Genomic DNA, 16,538 nt, shown 5'->3' with positions numbered 1-16,538 from the left:
ACCAAAGCGCCGCCAAACCTGTTAGAGGGCGCTTAAAGCGTTTTGTGATCTGGCGGACACGCCAGCAATCGCAAAGGCGCGTCGAACCAAAGAGCTCGAGCAAACGGACGTTCCCGTCCAAACACGCTTTGCTCTAGACATCTATAAGCCGTTTGAAAGCGTTTGCCATGACCGCGTTAAAATCCGATTTCCTGCGCACCCTCACCGAGCGCGGCTTCATCCACCAGGTATCGGATCTGGAAGGCCTCGACGAGAAGGCCGCCGGCGGACGCCTGACCGCCTATGTCGGGGTCGATCTCACGGCAAGCTCGCTGCATATCGGCCATCTCGTGCCGATCATGATGCTGCACTGGCTGCAGAAGACCGGCCATCGCCCGATCACCCTGATGGGCGGCGGCACCACGCGCGTCGGCGATCCCTCGGGCCGCGACGAAACCCGCCGCATTCTGCCGATCGAGCAGATCGAGGCCAACAAAAACAGCATCCTCAGGGTCTATGACAAGTTCATCGACTACACCGACGAGCGCGCCATCCTCGTCGATAACGCCGAATGGCTGACCAAGCTCAATTACATCGAGATGCTGCGCGACATCGGCCGCCACTTCTCGGTCAACCGCATGATGTCCTTCGATTCGGTGAAGCTCAGGCTCGACCGTGAGCAGGAGCTCTCCTTCATCGAATTCAATTACATGATCCTACAAGCCTATGATTTCGTGGAGCTTTCCAGGCGCTATGACTGCGTGCTGCAGATGGGCGGCTCGGATCAGTGGGGCAACATCATCAACGGCATCGATCTTGGCCGCCGCATGGGCACGCCGCAGCTCTATGCCCTCACCTGCCCGCTGCTGACCACGGCCTCGGGCGCCAAGATGGGCAAGACCGCCGCCGGCGCCGTCTGGCTCAACGACGACATGCTCTCGGCCTATGACTACTGGCAATATTGGCGCAACACGGAGGATGCCGACGTCGAGCGCTTCCTCAAGCTGTTCACCACCCTACCGCTCGACGAGATCGCCCGCCTCGCCGCCCTCGGCGGCTCGGAGATCAACGAGGCCAAGAAGCGCCTGGCCACCGAGGCGACCGCCCTCGTCCATGGCCGCGACAAGGCCGAGGCTGCCGAAGAGACCGCGCGAAAAACTTTCGAGGAAGGCACGCTGGCCGGCGACCTGCCGAGCTTCGAACTGGCGGGCCTGAGCGAGGGCGTGGGCCTGCTCAATGCCTTCGTGCAGGCGGGCCTGGTGCCGTCGACCAGCGAGGCTCGCCGCCAGATCGCCAGCGGCGGGCTCAGGGTCAACGATGTGGCGGTCAGCAATCCCAAGGCCGTGCTGAGCAAGGGTGACGTCACCGCCGACGGCGTGATCAAGCTGTCGCTTGGCAAGAAGAAGCACGTGCTGGCAAGGCCGGTGTAACGCTTCTGGAGCGCGGACATACTGTCCGCTCTCGTCTACCAATCTGGTGGATTCCCACGATGAGCGCGGACATCGCGACATGAAGGCATGTCGCCGCGATGTCCACGCTCCAAAGAACTATTCGCCCTTCCGCTCCAGGGGTAGCGAGGCCGCATGGGCCCTCGCCTGCTTGCGGTAATAGACGACGCCGAACGGAATGGTCGCCAAGTAGGCGACGGTGAGCGAGGTCAGCGACTCCCACGGATAGAGCGCCAGCAGCATTACCACCACCACCGCGACGACGAAGATCGGCAGCACCCATTCGCGTGGAATGCGGTTGCCCAGCTTCTTGCCCGAGAAGGTCGGAATAGTGGAGATCATCAGGAAGGCGATGAGCAGCACATAGGCCAGCTCATATTTGGCGTGGCTCGGCTCGTGGGTGAGGCCGAGGAAATCCAGATAGATCGGCAGCAGCACGGTGCAGGCTCCGGCTGGAGCGGGCATGCCGGTGAAGAAGTTCGCCTGGAAGGCCGGGCGGTTGGGATCGCTGCTGGTCACGTTGAAGCGCGCAAGGCGCAGCACCATGCAGATGGCGAAGACCAGCGAGCCGATCCAGCCGATCGATCGCAGATCGTGCAGCCCCCAGAAATAGAGGACGATTCCGGGAACCACGCCGAAATTCACGAAATCGGCGAGAGAATCGAGCTCCGCGCCGAATTTCGAGGTGCCCTTGAGATAGCGCGCCACGCGTCCGTCGACACCGTCCAGCAGCGCCGCGACCACGATGCAGCCGATGGCAAGGTCGAGCTTGTTCTCGATGGCCAGGCGAATGGCCGTCATGCCCGCGCAAAGCGCGAGCAGCGTGATCATGTTGGGAATGAGTACGCGCAGCGGAATGGCACGCCGCCTCGGTCCCTCGGGATCCGGACTTCCAGGCTGAAAAGGCGGGAAGAGCGGGTCCATGGTCAGCCGACGCGATGGGTCAGGTTCGGCATGGTGGTATTCGCATCCGCCAGGATGGTCTCGCCGGCCACCATCTTCTGGCCGATGCCGACCAGGGGACGCACGCCTTCCGGCAGATAGACGTCGACGCGAGACCCAAAGCGGATCATGCCCAGGCGCTGGCCGACGGCGACATGCTCGTTCTCGTTGGTCCAGCAGACGATGCGCCGCGCCACCAGGCCGGCAATCTGTACCACGCCGTAGCGAGCGGCGCCGGTGTCGATGATGAAGCCGTTGCGCTCATTGTCCTCGCTGGCCTTGTCGAGATCGGCGTTGAGGAACTTGCCCGGCTTATAGGCGATCTTGGTGATCGTCCCCGTCACCGGACTGCGGTTCACATGGCAATCGAAAACGTTCATGAAGATCGAAACGCGCAGCAGTGATTGGCTGGCCAGACCCAGTTCGGGCGGCGGCAGCACATTGGCGATCTGGCTGACCACGCCGTCGGCCGGCGAGACCACCAGGCCTTCGCGCACCGGCGTCACCCGCTGAGGGTCGCGGAAGAAATAGGCGACCCAGGCGGTGAGGATCAGAAGAGGCCAGAACAGAACCTTGATCCATCCCAGTGCGATCAGCGTGGCCACGCCCGCGATGCCCAGGAATGGGTAGCCTTCGCGGTTGATCGGCACCAGGACTTTGCGGATGGAGGCGGCAAGCGACATAGGCAGGGTTCCAGTTTAGGGCTCTGCCTATCTCATGCAGCGGATAAAGACCAGAGCATGTCGTTATCGACAAGAGTGGCTGCCTGCACCTTGTGCAAACTGAAATGGCTGATACAGTTCTGGGCAACCGAACGTCAGATGAGGTCGCTTTATGCCAGAGGACGCCCCACAAGCGGGAGCGAGCCGGACACCCGTTGTTCAACTCGACAATATTCACAAGAGTTTCGGTCTGCTGGAAGTCCTCAAAGGTGTTTCCCTTACGGCCCATGAAGGCGACGTGATCGCCCTGATCGGCGCATCAGGCTCGGGCAAGAGCACGATGCTGCGCTGTACGAATCTGCTGGAGGTTCCCAATTCCGGTCGCATCCTGATCGGAAACGAGGAGATTCGCCTCAAGCCGGATGGCCATGGCGCCATGGCGGTCGCCGATCAGAAGCAGCTCCAGCGCATCCGCAGCCGGCTGGGGATGGTGTTCCAGAGCTTCAATCTATGGGCGCATCGCACCGTACTCGAAAACGTCATCGAAGCGCCGGTCCATGTCCTCGGCGAGAACAAGGCCGAGGCGATCGCCCATGCCGAGCAATTGCTGCACAAGGTCGGCCTCTACGCCAAGAAGGACGTCTATCCCGCCTTTCTCTCCGGCGGCCAGCAACAGCGCGCGGCGATCGCCCGCGCCCTTGCCATCCGCCCGAAGGTGATGCTGTTCGACGAGCCGACCTCGGCGCTCGACCCGGAGTTGGTCGGCGAGGTGCTCAAGGTCATCCGCGATCTCGCTGCGGAGGGGCGCACCATGCTGCTGGTGACCCATGAGATGGCCTTCGCCCGCGATGTCGCCAGCCATGTGATGTATCTCTACAACGGCAATGTCGAGGAGGAAGGCCCACCCCAAAAGGTGTTCGGCAATCCCAACAGCGAGCGCTGCCGTCAATTCGTCACGCCGCGCCAGCACTAAAGCGACTTGCGAGGCAATCGTTTCCGCTTGACGGAAAAGTTCGAGGGGCAGGAGGGCACCGGAACTCGCGCATCAAGTATGAAAACCAAGAAAACGTCGAAAAAACAGTTATCTATCAGGGGACCAAAATGAAACACTTCAGCGCCAAACTTCTCATGGCGACCGCCTTCCTTTGTGGCGTGGCCTTCGCCTCGGCCCAGGCGGACACCATCAAGGTCAGCGTCGCGGCCGAGCCCTACCCGCCCTTCGCTTCGAAGGACGCCTCTGGCCAATGGGTCGGCTTCGAGGTCGATCTGGCCAAGGCCGTCTGCAAAGCCGCCAAGCTCGATTGCGAGATCGTCGCCACTGCCTGGGACGGCATCATCCCAGCCTTGATCGCCAAGAAGATCGACGTGATCTGGGCTTCCATGACGATCACGCCGGAGCGCTCGGCCCAGATTGGCTTCACCATCCGCTATTACAACACGCCTCCCGAATTCATCGGCAACAAGGCCGACAAGTTCGACTTCACGCCGGAGGGCATGAAGGGCAAATCGATCGGCGTGCAGACGAGCACCATTCACGCCCAATATGTCCAGAAGACCTATCCGGACGCCGACATCAAGAGCTACGGCACGCAGGACGCCGCCAATGCCGACCTCGCCGCCGGCCGTCTCGACCTGGTGATGGCCGATGCCGCCGCGCTCGACGATTTCCTGGCCGGCAAGGACGGCCAATGCTGCGAGATGAAGCAGTTCCCCAAAGATCCGGTCTTCGAAGCCGGCGTGGGGGGAGGCCTGCGCAAGGAGGACACCGATCTGAAGGCCAAGCTCGATGAGGGCATCAAGGCTGTCTATGCCAATGGCGAGTTCGACGCGATCCAGAAGAAGTACTTCAAATACAACGTCGGTACACCGCCGAAGTGAGATAAGCCGCTCGGTTCACTCCCGGTGAACTGAACCGGGCTTTCTCCAGCCGGCCTGAGAGTTCGGGCCGGCCCCTTTCCTTCCTGTGGGGTCGGGCGTGGAAGCTTTCTGGAATCTACTGATGTCCGGATGGGGCGTATCGTTGCTCCAAGGCCTGGTCATCACCATCGAAATCTCGGTCGGGGGCTATCTCACTGGCCTTGTCATCGGCGGCCTGGTCGCCTGGGCCAAATTGCGTGGACCGCGCTGGCTGGTTGCGCTCGCCAATGGCTATTCCACCATCTGCCGCGCCGTGCCGGAGGTGCTGCTCATCCTGATCCTCTATTATGCGGGCCAGCAGGGGCTCAATGCCCTGATGGCGTGGCTCGGCTATGGCACGCTGGGAATCGGTGGTTTCTTCGCTGCCATCACCGTGCTTGGCGTGGTCAATGGCGCCTATACCTCGGAAATTTTGCGCGGGGCGGTGCTCGCCTTGCCGAAGGGGCAGATCGAGGCTGCCCGCGCTTATGGCATGCACGGATTCGGCCTGTTCCGGCGCGTCATCCTGCCTTTGATGATTCCCTTCGCCTTCGCCGGGCTGACCAATCTCTGGATGACGATGCTGAAGGATTCGGCGCTGATTTTCGTGGTCGGCTATAACGAGCTCACCTTCACGGCCGTGCAGGCCGCGGCCTCCACGCGCATGTATTTCCCCTTCCTGCTGCTCTGCGGCGCGATCTATTACGCGCTGACGCAATTCTCCAACATCTTCATCAAAATGTTCGAGCGTCACATCCGGCGCTGGACTCCCAAGCTGGGGTGACCATGTCCGCGGATCTGGCAAGCTGGTTTTTCGAGAATTTCGGCTGGATCGGCAAATACTGGCCGGCCATTCTCAGCGGCTTCTTCACCACGCTGAAACTGCTGTTCTTCTCGTTGCTCTTCGGTTTTCCCTTGGCGGTGCTGGTCGGCTTCGGCCGGGTTTCGAAGAACAGGCTGGTCTACGCCATCGCCTCCAGCTTCGTGTCGGTCATTCGCGGCACGCCGCTGCTGGTGCAGATGTTCGTCTATTACCAGGGCCTGGGTTCGCTCTTTCCCGCCATTCCCGGCATCCGGCAATCCTTCATCTGGCCAGTCCTGAAGGACGGCTACTATTATGTCATCTTTGCCCTGGTGCTGAGTGTGGGCGGCTATGTCGGTGAAGTCGTGCGCGGCGCGCTGCTCTCGGTCCCACGCGGCGAATTGGAAGCGGCGCGCGCCTATGGTTTTCGCGGGTTCGCGCTGGTGCGACGCATCTGGCTGCCCCGCGCTATGCAGGCGATGATGCCGACCTTTGCCGGTGAGACCGTGCTCTGCCTGAAATCGACTGCCCTCGCCTATCTGGTCAGCGTCCAGGATCTCCTGGGCCAGATCAACATCATCCGCTCGCGCGAGGCGATCACCTACACGCCCCTCTTGGTGGTGGCCATCGGCTATCTCATCACCACGCTGGTGATCGAAGCCGTCTACCGGCGCCTGGAAGCCGGTTTCGCCAAGACGGTGAAACCGCATTGAGGGCGTTTCGAGGATGTCGACCGGAAGTCGACACGCCCCGTCTTTATGGGTGTCGGATTTCAGCTATGCCAGCGTAGCGACATGCAGGACAGGCCCGCGTCGATCTTGGCAATCTGCGACGTCGGCAGCCGGACGACGCTGTAGCCCTCGGCTTCGAGCAGGGCGGCCGTGCGCGGATAATCGATGCCGACGAAAACCCGGTCGTTGATCCGGAGGGCGTTGGCCCCGGCCTCCTCGCCTTCGGGCGTCAGCAGCACCCGCATGCCCTCGAACACGCCCGAGGCGGCGAGGCGCGCCGTCGACAGCATGGTGGTGTCGTCGAGCAGAGAGCAGTCGGACTTGAAATGCAGGACGCCTGGGGGCGTGGTGACGACCACGCCCTTGCGGCCGAGTTCAGCCAGCAGGCCGATCAGTTCCTCCGCCCCTTCCCGGGTGGTGCGGTCGGAAAGGCCGATCATCACGGCCTGGGGCGTGACCAGCACATCGCCGCCGTCGACGAACCCCGGCCCTTGCAGGGCCAGGACCTTCTCGAAGCGCGTGCGCAGCACGGGCGCGATCTCGGCCGTCTCGCCGAAACGGCTCTTGGCGCCGACCCGCAGCAGGATCGCACCCTCCGGGAACACCAGGGCCGGATCCTCCACGAACAGCGAATCCGGGAAATCCTCCAGGGCGGGCAGGACCTCGACGGCAACGCCGGCGGCCTGCAGGGCCTCGATATAGAGACGATGCTCGGTCGAGACGCCCGCATGGGTCGGCGCGCCGCGATCCTCGGCACGCAGGCCCTCCGTCACGCTCGCCGGCGGCAGGCGCACGATGGCATTGTCGAAAGCATAGACGGGAAAGGCGCTCATGCTGGCTCCGATCGAAAGGGTCTGACCTCCGCCGGCTTCACTCTTCCGGAGGACGATATTGAATGACCTGGGTCCACAGTCCATAGGCGGCCACGGCCGCGAACATCAGGCCCCAGAACTGGTTGCCGTTATAGAGCTCCACCCCGGCCCAGGCCGCGGGCAGCACGCAAAGCAGCACGCGGACCCAGAGCGGCCTCATCCAGTTCGGCGTGTTGGGCTGAGCCATCGGCTCAGGCCTCTGCCAGTGCCGCGGCGATGGCATCGAGGGCCGCCTGGGCCTTGGAGCCATCGGGGCCGCCAGCCTGCGCCATGTCGGGCCGCCCGCCGCCTCCCTTGCCGCCGAGAGCCTCGGAGCCCTTGCGCACGAGATCGACGGCGTTGAAGCTGCCGGTCAGGTCCGCCGTCACGCCGACGACGAGGCCGGCGCGGCCGTCCTCGGAGGTCGCGACAATGGCGACCACACCCGAACCGACCTGCTTCTTGCCCTCGTCTGCAAGCGCCTTCAGATCCTTCAGCTCGATGCCGGTGACGGCCTTGGCCAGCAGGCGGGTCTTGCCGACCGTGCGGATTTCGCTGTCGCCCCCGCCCCCGCCCATGGCGAGCTTCTTGCGCGCCTCGGTCAGTTCGCGTTCGAGCTTGCGATTCTCCTCGACCAGCGTGGCCAGGCGGTCGCCCGCTTCCGGCACGGGCGTGCGCAGCACGTCGGCCAATCCCTGGAGCAGGCGGCTCTCATTGACGAGGTGCCTGCGGGCCGCATCCGCCGTCATGGCCTCGATGCGGCGAACGCCGGCCGCGACGGCGCCGTTGGAGACGATGCGGATCAGGCCGATGTCACCTGTGCGGCGCACATGGGTGCCGCCGCACAGCTCGACCGACCAAGCCTTGTTCGAGCCGGGCTGGCGCTGCCCCATCGAGACGACGCGAACCTCGTCGCCATATTTCTCGCCGAACAGCGCGCGCGCGCCGGACGCGATGGCGTCATCCACGCTCATCAGATGCGTGGTCACCTCGCTATTGTCGAGCACGACGGCATTGGCGAGATCCTCGATCTCCTTGATCTCCTCGTCCGAGATCGGCTTGGGATGCGAAAAGTCGAAACGCAGGCGGTCCTGCGCCACCAGCGAGCCCTTCTGCGCGACATGATCGCCGAGCGTCAGGCGCAACGCCTCATGCAGAAGATGCGTGGCCGAGTGATTGGCCCGGATCGCGGAACGGCGGGCGTGATCGACGACGAGTTCGAGAGGCTCCTGAACCTTGAGCGTGCCCTCCTCGACTGTGACGGCATGCACGAAGAGATCGCCGAGCTTCTTCTGGGTGTCGGTCACCGCCACTTTCAGGCCGTTTGCCTGCACGATGCCCGTATCGCCCTGCTGGCCGCCGGATTCACCGTAGAACGGCGTCTGGTTGAGGATCAGATAGCCCTTCTCGCCCTCGGCGAGGCGATCGACCGGCTTGCCGTCCTTGACCAGGGCCAGCGCGACGCCCTCGGCGGTCTCGGTCTCATAGCCGAGGAACTCGGTAGCACCGACCTGCTCGCGCAGGCCGAACCAGACCGTCTCGGTGGCCGCATCGCCCGATCCGGCCCAGGCAGCGCGCGCCTTGGCCTTCTGTTGCTGCATGGCGGCCTTGTAGCCCTCGAGATCGACCGAGATGTTGCGCGCCCGCAGCGCATCCTGGGTCAGGTCGAGCGGGAAGCCATAGGTGTCGTAGAGGGTGAAGGCGACGTCACCCGAGAAGACCTGCCCGTCGCCGAGCTTCAGGGTCTCCGCGTCGAGCAGGGCCAGGCCGCGCTCCAGCGTACGGCGGAAGCTGGTCTCCTCCAGGCGCAGCGTCTCGCTGATCAGCGCCTCGGCCCGCACGAGTTCGGGATAGGCGGCGCCCATTTCGCGCACCAGCGCCGGCACCAGCTTCCACATGGTGGGTTCCTTGGCGCCGAGCAGGGAAATGTGGCGCATGGCGCGGCGCATGATCCGGCGCAGCACATAGCCCCTGCCCTCGTTCGACGGCAGCACGCCATCGGCGACCAGGAAGGAGGAAGCCCTGAGATGGTCTGCGATGACGCGGTGGCTGGCGAGCGCCGGCCCCTCGGCCGGCACGCCGATGGCCTCAACCGAGGCGCGGATCAGCGCCTGGAAGAGATCGATGTCGTAATTGTTGTGCTTGTTCTGCAGCACGGTCGCGATACGCTCGAGCCCCATGCCGGTGTCGATCGAGGGCCGCGGCAGGTTGACACGCTCGCCGCCGGCCAGTTCCTCGAACTGCATGAAAACGAGATTCCAGATCTCGATGAAGCGGTCGCCATCCTCGTCAGGCGAGCCGGGCGGGCCGCCCCAGATATGCTCGCCGTGATCGTAGAAGATCTCGGAGCACGGACCGCAGGGGCCGGTGTCACCCATGCGCCAGAAATTGTCCGAGGTCGGGATGCGGATGATGCGGTCGTCCGGCAAGCCGGCGATCTTCTTCCACAGCCGATGGGCTTCATCGTCCTCGGAGAACACGGTCACCAGGAGCTTGGACGCGGGCAGGCCGAAATCCTTGGTGATCAGGTTCCAGGCGAGCTCGATGGCTCGATCCTTGAAATAATCGCCGAAGGAGAAGTTCCCGAGCATTTCGAAGAAGGTATGATGCCGTGCCGTATAGCCGACATTGTCGAGATCATTGTGCTTGCCGCCGGCGCGCACGCATTTCTGCGAGGTCGCTGCTCGCGAATAGGGACGCTTCTCGATGCCGGTGAAGACGTTCTTGAACTGCACCATGCCGGCATTGGTGAACATCAGGGTCGGATCGTTGCGCGGCACCAGCGGCGAAGACGCCACGGCTTCGTGGCCGTTCCGCGCGAAATAGTCGAGGAAGGTGGATCGGATCTCGTTGACGCCGCTCATGCCCAATTTGCCTATTTGGCCCAATGCCTGTTTCGCTGGTCCCTTCCTTTCGGCCTGGCCAGCATCCTAAGCAGAATATCTCGATACTGCCCACGAATGGGCAATATCGAGATATTCTGCAAGTGCTTGAAATCTTGCAAGTTCCTCTTGATCGAGCCTGTGGCTCGATCAAGAGGAACTTGCATGGTGGTGGGGCGTTGTAGCGAGGCTGTTCCGGCCTGTCGAGGCGCTCATCCATGAAAAACCCGCCTGTTGGGGCCAACAGGCGGGTTATTTCGTCAAGCATAGCGTTCGCTGTCTCGCGGGCCAGCTACGAGCCTCAATCGTCCTCGGCGTCGGCCGGATCGATATTGTCGAGGATGCGCTCGGCGATCAGGCCGGCATTCTGGCGAATCTGGCCCTCGATCTTGTCGGCGACATCCGGATTGTCCTTGAGGAACTGCTTGGCGTTCTCACGGCCCTGGCCGAGGCGCTGGCTCTCATAGCTGAACCAGGCGCCGGACTTCTCGACCACGCCGGCCTTGACGCCAAGGTCGATCAGTTCGCCCACCTTCGAGACGCCCTCGCCATACATGATGTCGAATTCGATCTGCTTGAAAGGCGGCGCCACCTTATTCTTGACCACCTTCACGCGGGTCTGGTTGCCGACCACCTCTTCCCTGTCCTTGATCGCGCCGATGCGGCGGATATCGAGGCGTACGGAGGCGTAGAACTTCAGGGCGTTGCCGCCCGTGGTGGTTTCCGGGCTGCCATACATCACGCCGATCTTCATGCGGATCTGGTTGATGAAGATCACCATCGAGTTGGAACGCCCGATCGAGGCCGTCAGCTTGCGCAGCGCCTGGCTCATCAGGCGGGCTTGCAGGCCGGGCTGCACATCGCCCATCTCGCCCTCGATTTCGGCCTTGGGCGTCAGCGCGGCCACGGAATCGATCACGATGACGTCGATCGCGCCCGAACGCACCAGCGTGTCGCAGATTTCGAGGGCCTGCTCGCCCGTATCGGGCTGCGAAATCAGCAATTCGTCGAGATTGACGCCGAGCTTGCGGGCATAGACCGGATCGAGCGCGTGCTCGGCATCGATAAAGGCGCAGACGCCGCCCTTCTTCTGGGCTTCGGCGACGCTGTGCAGCGCCAGCGTGGTCTTGCCCGAGGATTCCGGCCCATAGATCTCGATGACCCGGCCCTTGGGCAGGCCGCCGACACCGAGCGCGATATCGAGACCGAGAGAACCGGTGGAGATCGCCTCCACCTCCATCGTCTTGGTCCCCTTGCCGAGCCGCATGATCGAGCCCTTGCCGAAAGAGCGTTCAATCTGTGATAGGGCGGCGTCGAGCGCCTTCGTCTTGTCCATGGAGCTTCCTTCGACCAAGCGCAGCTGCGTCTGACTCATATGCCCGTTTCCCTATCAAGCACGAACGGATTCGTCATCCGGACCGATCATTTTCCAACACCGGGCCTGCAATCTCGTCGCAATTCAAAGCCCCGTGGCGCTATGTACCCAGTTTGTTCTCATTAACGCAAGTTCTATTTTTGTTCTCACGCTTCTTATTTAACGAAGGCTGATTGTCGGGCATCGCCTGCGGCCGCGGATAAATCATCATACCAATGAACCATTCAGCTTGCGCGCCAACGTCCTTCCCGTCCACACTCCCCCGCCGTCAGGATGGGTCGGCAACCCGCTCGGGACAGGCGGGACAGGAAACGGGACGATTGCAATGACGAATGGGCAGGAGAGCGTCGGCTTCATCGGAGTCGGCTATATGGGCCATGGCATGGCCAAGAACATCGTGGAGAAGGGCTATGCGCTGACGGTGATGGGCCATCGCAACCGCGCACCCGTCGAGGATCTGGTGTCGCGAGGAGCCAAGGAGGCCAAGACGCCGCGCGAAGTGGGCGCCGCTTCCAGCATCGTCTTCCTGTGCGTCACCGGCTCGCGGCAGGTCGAGGCCCTCATACGCGGTCCCGACGGGCTGAAAGCCGGCCTGAAGCCGGGTTCCGTCGTCGTCGACTGCTCGACTTCCGATCCCAACTCCACCCTGGCGCTCGCCGCCGAACTCGCCGAGGCCGGCATCGATTACGCCGATGCCCCGCTCGGCCGCACGCCGAAGGAAGCCTGGGAAGGTACGCTCGATACCATGGTCGGCGCCAGCGACGCCCTGTTCGAACGCCTCAAGCCGGTGATCGCCACCTGGGCCGGACGCATCGTGCATATTGGCGGTACGGGCGATGGTCATCGCATGAAGCTGCTCAACAACTTCGTATCGCTGGGCTATGCCGCCCTCTATGCGGAGGCCCTGGCCTTGTCGCAAAAGGTCGGCATCACGCCCAAGCGCTTCGACAGCGTCATTCGCGGCGGCCGCATGGATTGCGGCTTCTACCAGACCTTTTCGCGCTGGGTCCTGGAGGGCGACGAGAATGCGCACAAATTCACCATCGCCAATGCCTTCAAGGATCTGAGCTATCTGGAAGCGATGGCGGACGCAGCCGGCCTGGTCAATCCGATCGGCAATGCGGTGAAGAACTCGTTCGGCGTGGCGATGGCCGCCGGCGGTGCCGAGCGCCATGTGCCGATGCTCACCGACTATATCGGCCGCCTGAACGGCACCGATCTCACCCCGGCCAACCGGAACTGACCGGAAGGCATAGGCAGCAACGCCGCGCTCAGGAGGAGCGCGGCGCGCTGTTTACACCTGTAGACCAGGTCAGAAGGTACGGCGCAGGCGCACGCCCGCACCGACGGCGTCGACCGTCTTGCTGTTCAGGCCCTCCGGGTCCTTGTTCTGGTACCAGACTTCGGCACCCGCGATGAAGCCCTTGACGACGGTGTAATTCACCTGGCCTCCAACGACATAATAGTTGAAATTGTCGGTGATTTTGGAGGCGATGCGCGGGGCGTCAAAGTGCAGATAGCCACCGAACAGAATGGCTTGCAGGCTCTTGGTCACGTTGAGACCGGCCTCGCCCTGCACGGCGAAGCCCTTGGCGCTGTCGAGATCATGGATCGTGCCGTTGGTTATGTAGGCGTCCACGCCGCCGAAGCCGAGGGTGGACGAGCCATTCGGCTGGGACCCGCCGACGCCGAGATATTTTACGGCGCCGTCCGCGTAGCTGGCTTCGGCCGCGATGTAGGCACCCTCGAGAACCGGCAGGTTGACGTTGCCGCCAACACCGATCGAATAACCGTATTTCGCACTATAGCCGGCCGTTGCGCTGCGGTTCTGATGGAGGGCGCCCATCACCTGGAAACGGCCCCAGCCATTCTTGTTGTCGTCATAGCCGACGACGCCGACGATATCAGGCATCTGGGCACCGCCGACGCCACCAGCAACCGTGACGCCATTGACCACGACATTGTTCCCGTAGACCGAGGCATTGGCGCGATGGTCACGCCCGTCCTCGATCGACAGGGTGGCGTAGGCCTTGTCGAATTGCGCCGTATAGCTGATCAGGTTGCGCCGGCCCTGCTCGCCGAAATAGGGCGCGAAGAACTCGGCCTGATAATTGGGGTCGTAGAAGGCATAGGGCGACCAGGCATAACCAGCCGTCAGGCCGCCGAACTGCAGATAGGCCTGGCGTACCTGGAAGGTGTCATGCGTGGCTGCCCCCGCATTGGACTCGGCCTGGAGTTCGAAGAAAGAGCGCAGCATGCCCCAGTCGGTCTGAGTGCGCGCATCGAAGCGGATGCGGGCGTTGGTCCGAAACTGTGTCTGGCTGATGTTGCGCTTACCCGTTGCATTGCTGGGCGCCTGCGCAAACCAATAGTCGGCCCGGATCTGGCCGCTGATCTTCAGGCAGGTGTCGGTGCCCGGAATATAGAAAAAGCCCGGACCGAATGCCGTACAAACCTTCACATATTCGACAGCCTCGCCCTTGCTCATCGGTAGGTCTGCAGCAAATGCGGACGCAATACCAAGAAATCCGGCACCCGCGCCGAGTAAAATTGTACGAATAAACATGGAAATACCTCGATCTCATAAGTCGACCCCTTCAAAAGGGCCTCTCTCTTCGGCAAGCCGGCAAAGCAATATTGGGCGTACCGAAGAGGCGCAGTCGTTGTGCACTGCGATATCGAAGCTTTCCTCCCAGGCGAGACATTACACAATGTTAAGGTGAGTCACCGTTCTGACACAAAGGGGCTTTGTCCATGACAGTTGCGAATTCGCAACAGCACGCGAAACGTGCATGAAAAAGGCCCCTCCCTTTTCAGGAAGAGGCCTCGCCGAAAAAGCCGTCCGCGTGAACTCAGCCCAGGTTGAGTTCCTTGAAGAAATCATTGCCCTTGTCGTCGATGACGATGAAGGCCGGGAAGTCCTCGACCTCGATGCGCCAGACTGCCTCCATGCCGAGTTCGGGATATTCCAGTACCTCGACCTTCTTGATGCAATCCTGCGCAAGGCGCGCGGCGGGGCCGCCGATCGAGCCGAGATAGAAGCCGCCATGCTTGGCGCAGGCTTCGCGGACCTGGGCCGAGCGGTTGCCCTTGGCCAGCATCACCATCGAGCCGCCGGCGGCCTGGAACTGGTCGACATAGCTGTCCATGCGCCCGGCCGTGGTGGGCCCGAAGGAGCCGGAGGCGTAGCCAGCCGGCGTCTTGGCCGGGCCGGCGTAATAGACCGGATGGTTCTTGATGTAGTCGGGCAGCCCGCCGCCCGCTTCCAGGCGTTCGCGCAGCTTGGCATGGGCGAGGTCGCGGGCCACGATGATCGGGCCGGTCAGCGAGACGCGCGTCTTCACCGGATGACGCGACAGTGTCTCCAGAATGTCGGACATCGGCTGGTTGAGATCGATCTTCACCACCGCGCCGCCGAGCTTGCTCTCGTCGATCTCGGGCAGGAAGCGCGCCGGATTGTGTTCCAGCTCCTCGAGGAAGACGCCGTCGCGGGTGATCTTGCCCATGGCCTGGCGGTCGGCGGAGCAGGAAACGCCGAGGCCGATCGGCAGGCTGGCGCCGTGGCGCGGCAGGCGGATGACACGCACATCGTGGCAGAAATACTTACCGCCGAACTGGGCGCCGACGCCGAGCGACTGGGTGAGCTTGTGCACTTCCTTCTCGAGTTCGAGGTCGCGGAAGGCATGGCCAAGTTCGGAACCTTCGGTGGGCAAGGTGTCGAGATAGCGCGCCGAAGCGAGTTTCACCGCCTTCAGCGTGAGTTCGGCGGAGGTGCCGCCGATCACCACCGCCAGGTGATAGGGCGGGCAGGCCGCCGTGCCGAGCGTGAGGATCTTCTCCTTCAGGAAGGCGATCAGGCGGTCTTTGGACAGGATGGAAGGCGTGGCCTGATAGAGGAAGGTCTTGTTGGCCGAGCCCCCGCCCTTGGCGACGAAGAGGAACTTGTAGGCCTCCTCCCCTTCCGCCGAAATATCGATCTGCGCCGGCAGATTGGTCCTGGTGTTCTTCTCCTCGAACATCGACAGCGGCGCCAGCTGCGAATAGCGCAGGTTCTTCTTCTCATAGGCATCGCGGATGCCCTGGGCGATGGCGCCTTCGTCCTCGCCCTCCGTCCAGACCTTGCGGCCCTTCTTGGCCATCACGATGGCGGTGCCGGTATCCTGGCACATGGGCAGCACGCCGCCGGCGGCGATATTGGCGTTCTTGAGCAGGTCATAGGCGACGAAGCGGTCATTGTCCGTCGCCTCGGGATCCTCGAGGATGTTGCGCAATTGCTGGAGATGGCCGGGGCGCAGGAGATGGTTGATGTCCATGAAGGCCTGCTCGGCCAGAAGCCGCAATGCCTCACCCTCGACCTGCAGGATCTCGCTGCCTCCGAGTTTCTCGACCCGCACGCCCTCGCTGGTCAGCTTGCGATAAGGCGTCTCGTCCGCTCCGAGGGGAAACAAGGGAACATGAGGATAGCGCGAACTGGAAGCGGAATCGGCGGGCATGGCAGCAAGGCTCCGACTTGATATTGAGTTCAGGGCAATTCCAAACTGCCCATATCGTCGACCCTTTAGACCTTCTTGCGAACGCTGCCTATGATTTCCTGCTCGCCGGTATGGCGCTCGGCAATGTCCTGAACACACCATCATCCGTCGTATCGCTTCTAGTCTGTGCGCCGACTCGCTGTATTCTCATCCTCATTCGAGGTGCCGGTCCGCTCCCAAGGCGGCCCGGAGAATTGGGAAGCCGGTCTGAATCCGGCGCTGCCCCCGCAACGGTAGAGGAGAAGATCGCGGCACGTGCCACTGGGTCGGGAAGACCTGGGAAGGCGCCGCGATCGGGCCGAAAGGCCGCTCCTGAGCCCGGAAACCAGCCACGATGAAAACCGACGGACGCGGTGGGCGTTCCGGAAGGAGGTTGGATTGTGCCCGGCCACCGGCGCAGGTTCCAAGCCGCTTTCCCTCTCCCGCCGTCACGTCAAT

Annotated in this window: 14 protein-coding genes and 1 riboswitch; of the genes, 6 read left to right on the top strand and 8 right to left on the bottom strand. The window is 62.8% G+C overall.

Going from position 1 to position 16,538, the window contains the following annotated elements:
• Positions 1–167: 167 nt before the first annotated feature.
• Positions 168–1,409 (top strand): tyrosine--tRNA ligase, encoded by a 1,242-nt coding sequence (tyrS, locus tag J8I29_RS05375; protein ID WP_209430863.1) that lies wholly within the window; start codon positions 168–170, stop codon positions 1,407–1,409.
• 117 nt (positions 1,410–1,526) lie between these two features.
• Here the strand turns inward: tyrS and pssA are convergent, their stop codons facing one another.
• A complete protein-coding gene (gene pssA / locus J8I29_RS05370) occupies positions 1,527–2,351 on the bottom strand; it encodes a CDP-diacylglycerol--serine O-phosphatidyltransferase (protein WP_105862692.1) in 825 nt (274 codons plus the stop codon).
• A gap of 2 nt (positions 2,352–2,353) precedes the next feature.
• Positions 2,354–3,052: a phosphatidylserine decarboxylase gene (locus tag J8I29_RS05365; protein WP_105862691.1), complete on the bottom strand. Its 699-nt coding sequence runs from the start codon at positions 3,050–3,052 to the stop codon at positions 2,354–2,356.
• Positions 3,053–3,203: 151 nt separating this feature from the next.
• Between J8I29_RS05365 and J8I29_RS05360 the strand changes: the two genes are divergently transcribed.
• The 4 genes from J8I29_RS05360 to J8I29_RS05345 all read left to right on the top strand — a co-directional run bounded on the left by J8I29_RS05360 (position 3,204) and on the right by J8I29_RS05345 (position 6,442).
• On the top strand, positions 3,204–4,004 hold the full coding sequence (locus tag J8I29_RS05360; RefSeq protein ID WP_105862690.1) for an ATP-binding cassette domain-containing protein: 801 nt from the start codon (positions 3,204–3,206) through the stop codon (positions 4,002–4,004).
• Between the two features lie 128 nt (positions 4,005–4,132).
• Positions 4,133–4,909, top strand: a complete 777-nt coding sequence (locus J8I29_RS05355) for a transporter substrate-binding domain-containing protein (protein WP_245196675.1) — start codon at positions 4,133–4,135, stop codon at positions 4,907–4,909.
• 121 nt (positions 4,910–5,030) lie between these two features.
• Positions 5,031–5,711, top strand: a complete 681-nt coding sequence (locus J8I29_RS05350; RefSeq protein ID WP_181161172.1) for an ABC transporter permease subunit — start codon at positions 5,031–5,033, stop codon at positions 5,709–5,711.
• Positions 5,712–5,713: 2 nt separating this feature from the next.
• A complete protein-coding gene (locus J8I29_RS05345) occupies positions 5,714–6,442 on the top strand; it encodes an ABC transporter permease subunit (RefSeq protein ID WP_105862688.1) in 729 nt (242 codons plus the stop codon).
• Positions 6,443–6,501: 59 nt separating this feature from the next.
• Here J8I29_RS05345 and J8I29_RS05340 read toward each other — a convergent pair whose 3' ends face one another.
• From J8I29_RS05340 to recA, 4 genes are all read right to left on the bottom strand, one after another.
• Complete coding sequence (locus J8I29_RS05340; RefSeq protein ID WP_105862687.1) at positions 6,502–7,293, bottom strand: arginine deiminase family protein; 792 nt, start codon at positions 7,291–7,293, stop codon at positions 6,502–6,504.
• 37 nt (positions 7,294–7,330) lie between these two features.
• Complete coding sequence (locus J8I29_RS05335) at positions 7,331–7,519, bottom strand: DUF3329 domain-containing protein (protein WP_209430862.1); 189 nt, start codon at positions 7,517–7,519, stop codon at positions 7,331–7,333.
• A 4-nt stretch (positions 7,520–7,523) separates the two neighbouring features.
• Positions 7,524–10,175 carry an alanine--tRNA ligase gene (gene alaS / locus J8I29_RS05330; RefSeq protein WP_209430861.1) on the bottom strand — a complete coding sequence of 884 codons (2,652 nt, stop codon included), beginning with the start codon at positions 10,173–10,175 and terminating at the stop codon, positions 7,524–7,526.
• A 319-nt stretch (positions 10,176–10,494) separates the two neighbouring features.
• Positions 10,495–11,568 carry a recombinase RecA gene (recA, locus tag J8I29_RS05325; protein ID WP_105862684.1) on the bottom strand — a complete coding sequence of 358 codons (1,074 nt, stop codon included), beginning with the start codon at positions 11,566–11,568 and terminating at the stop codon, positions 10,495–10,497.
• A 325-nt stretch (positions 11,569–11,893) separates the two neighbouring features.
• On the opposite strand from recA, the gene J8I29_RS05320 reads away from it, so the two are divergent.
• A complete protein-coding gene (locus tag J8I29_RS05320; protein ID WP_209430860.1) occupies positions 11,894–12,811 on the top strand; it encodes an NAD(P)-dependent oxidoreductase in 918 nt (305 codons plus the stop codon).
• Between the two features lie 69 nt (positions 12,812–12,880).
• Here the strand turns inward: J8I29_RS05320 and J8I29_RS05315 are convergent, their stop codons facing one another.
• Together J8I29_RS05315 and J8I29_RS05310 are read right to left on the bottom strand one after the other, a co-directional pair.
• Positions 12,881–14,056: a porin gene (locus J8I29_RS05315; protein ID WP_209430859.1), complete on the bottom strand. Its 1,176-nt coding sequence runs from the start codon at positions 14,054–14,056 to the stop codon at positions 12,881–12,883.
• A gap of 364 nt (positions 14,057–14,420) precedes the next feature.
• Entirely contained in the window at positions 14,421–16,061 is a 1,641-nt protein-coding gene (locus tag J8I29_RS05310; RefSeq protein ID WP_209430858.1) for a fumarate hydratase, read from the bottom strand.
• 182 nt (positions 16,062–16,243) lie between these two features.
• Positions 16,244–16,449, top strand: a riboswitch (cobalamin riboswitch).
• Positions 16,450–16,538 lie beyond the last annotated feature (89 nt).

It is taken from the genome of Labrys sp. LIt4 (genome assembly GCF_017813775.1).
Lineage (GTDB): Bacteria > Pseudomonadota > Alphaproteobacteria > Rhizobiales > Labraceae > Labrys > Labrys okinawensis_A.
The sequence above is the reverse complement of the archived record's forward strand: the minus strand, read 5'-3'. Positions and strand labels throughout refer to the sequence as shown.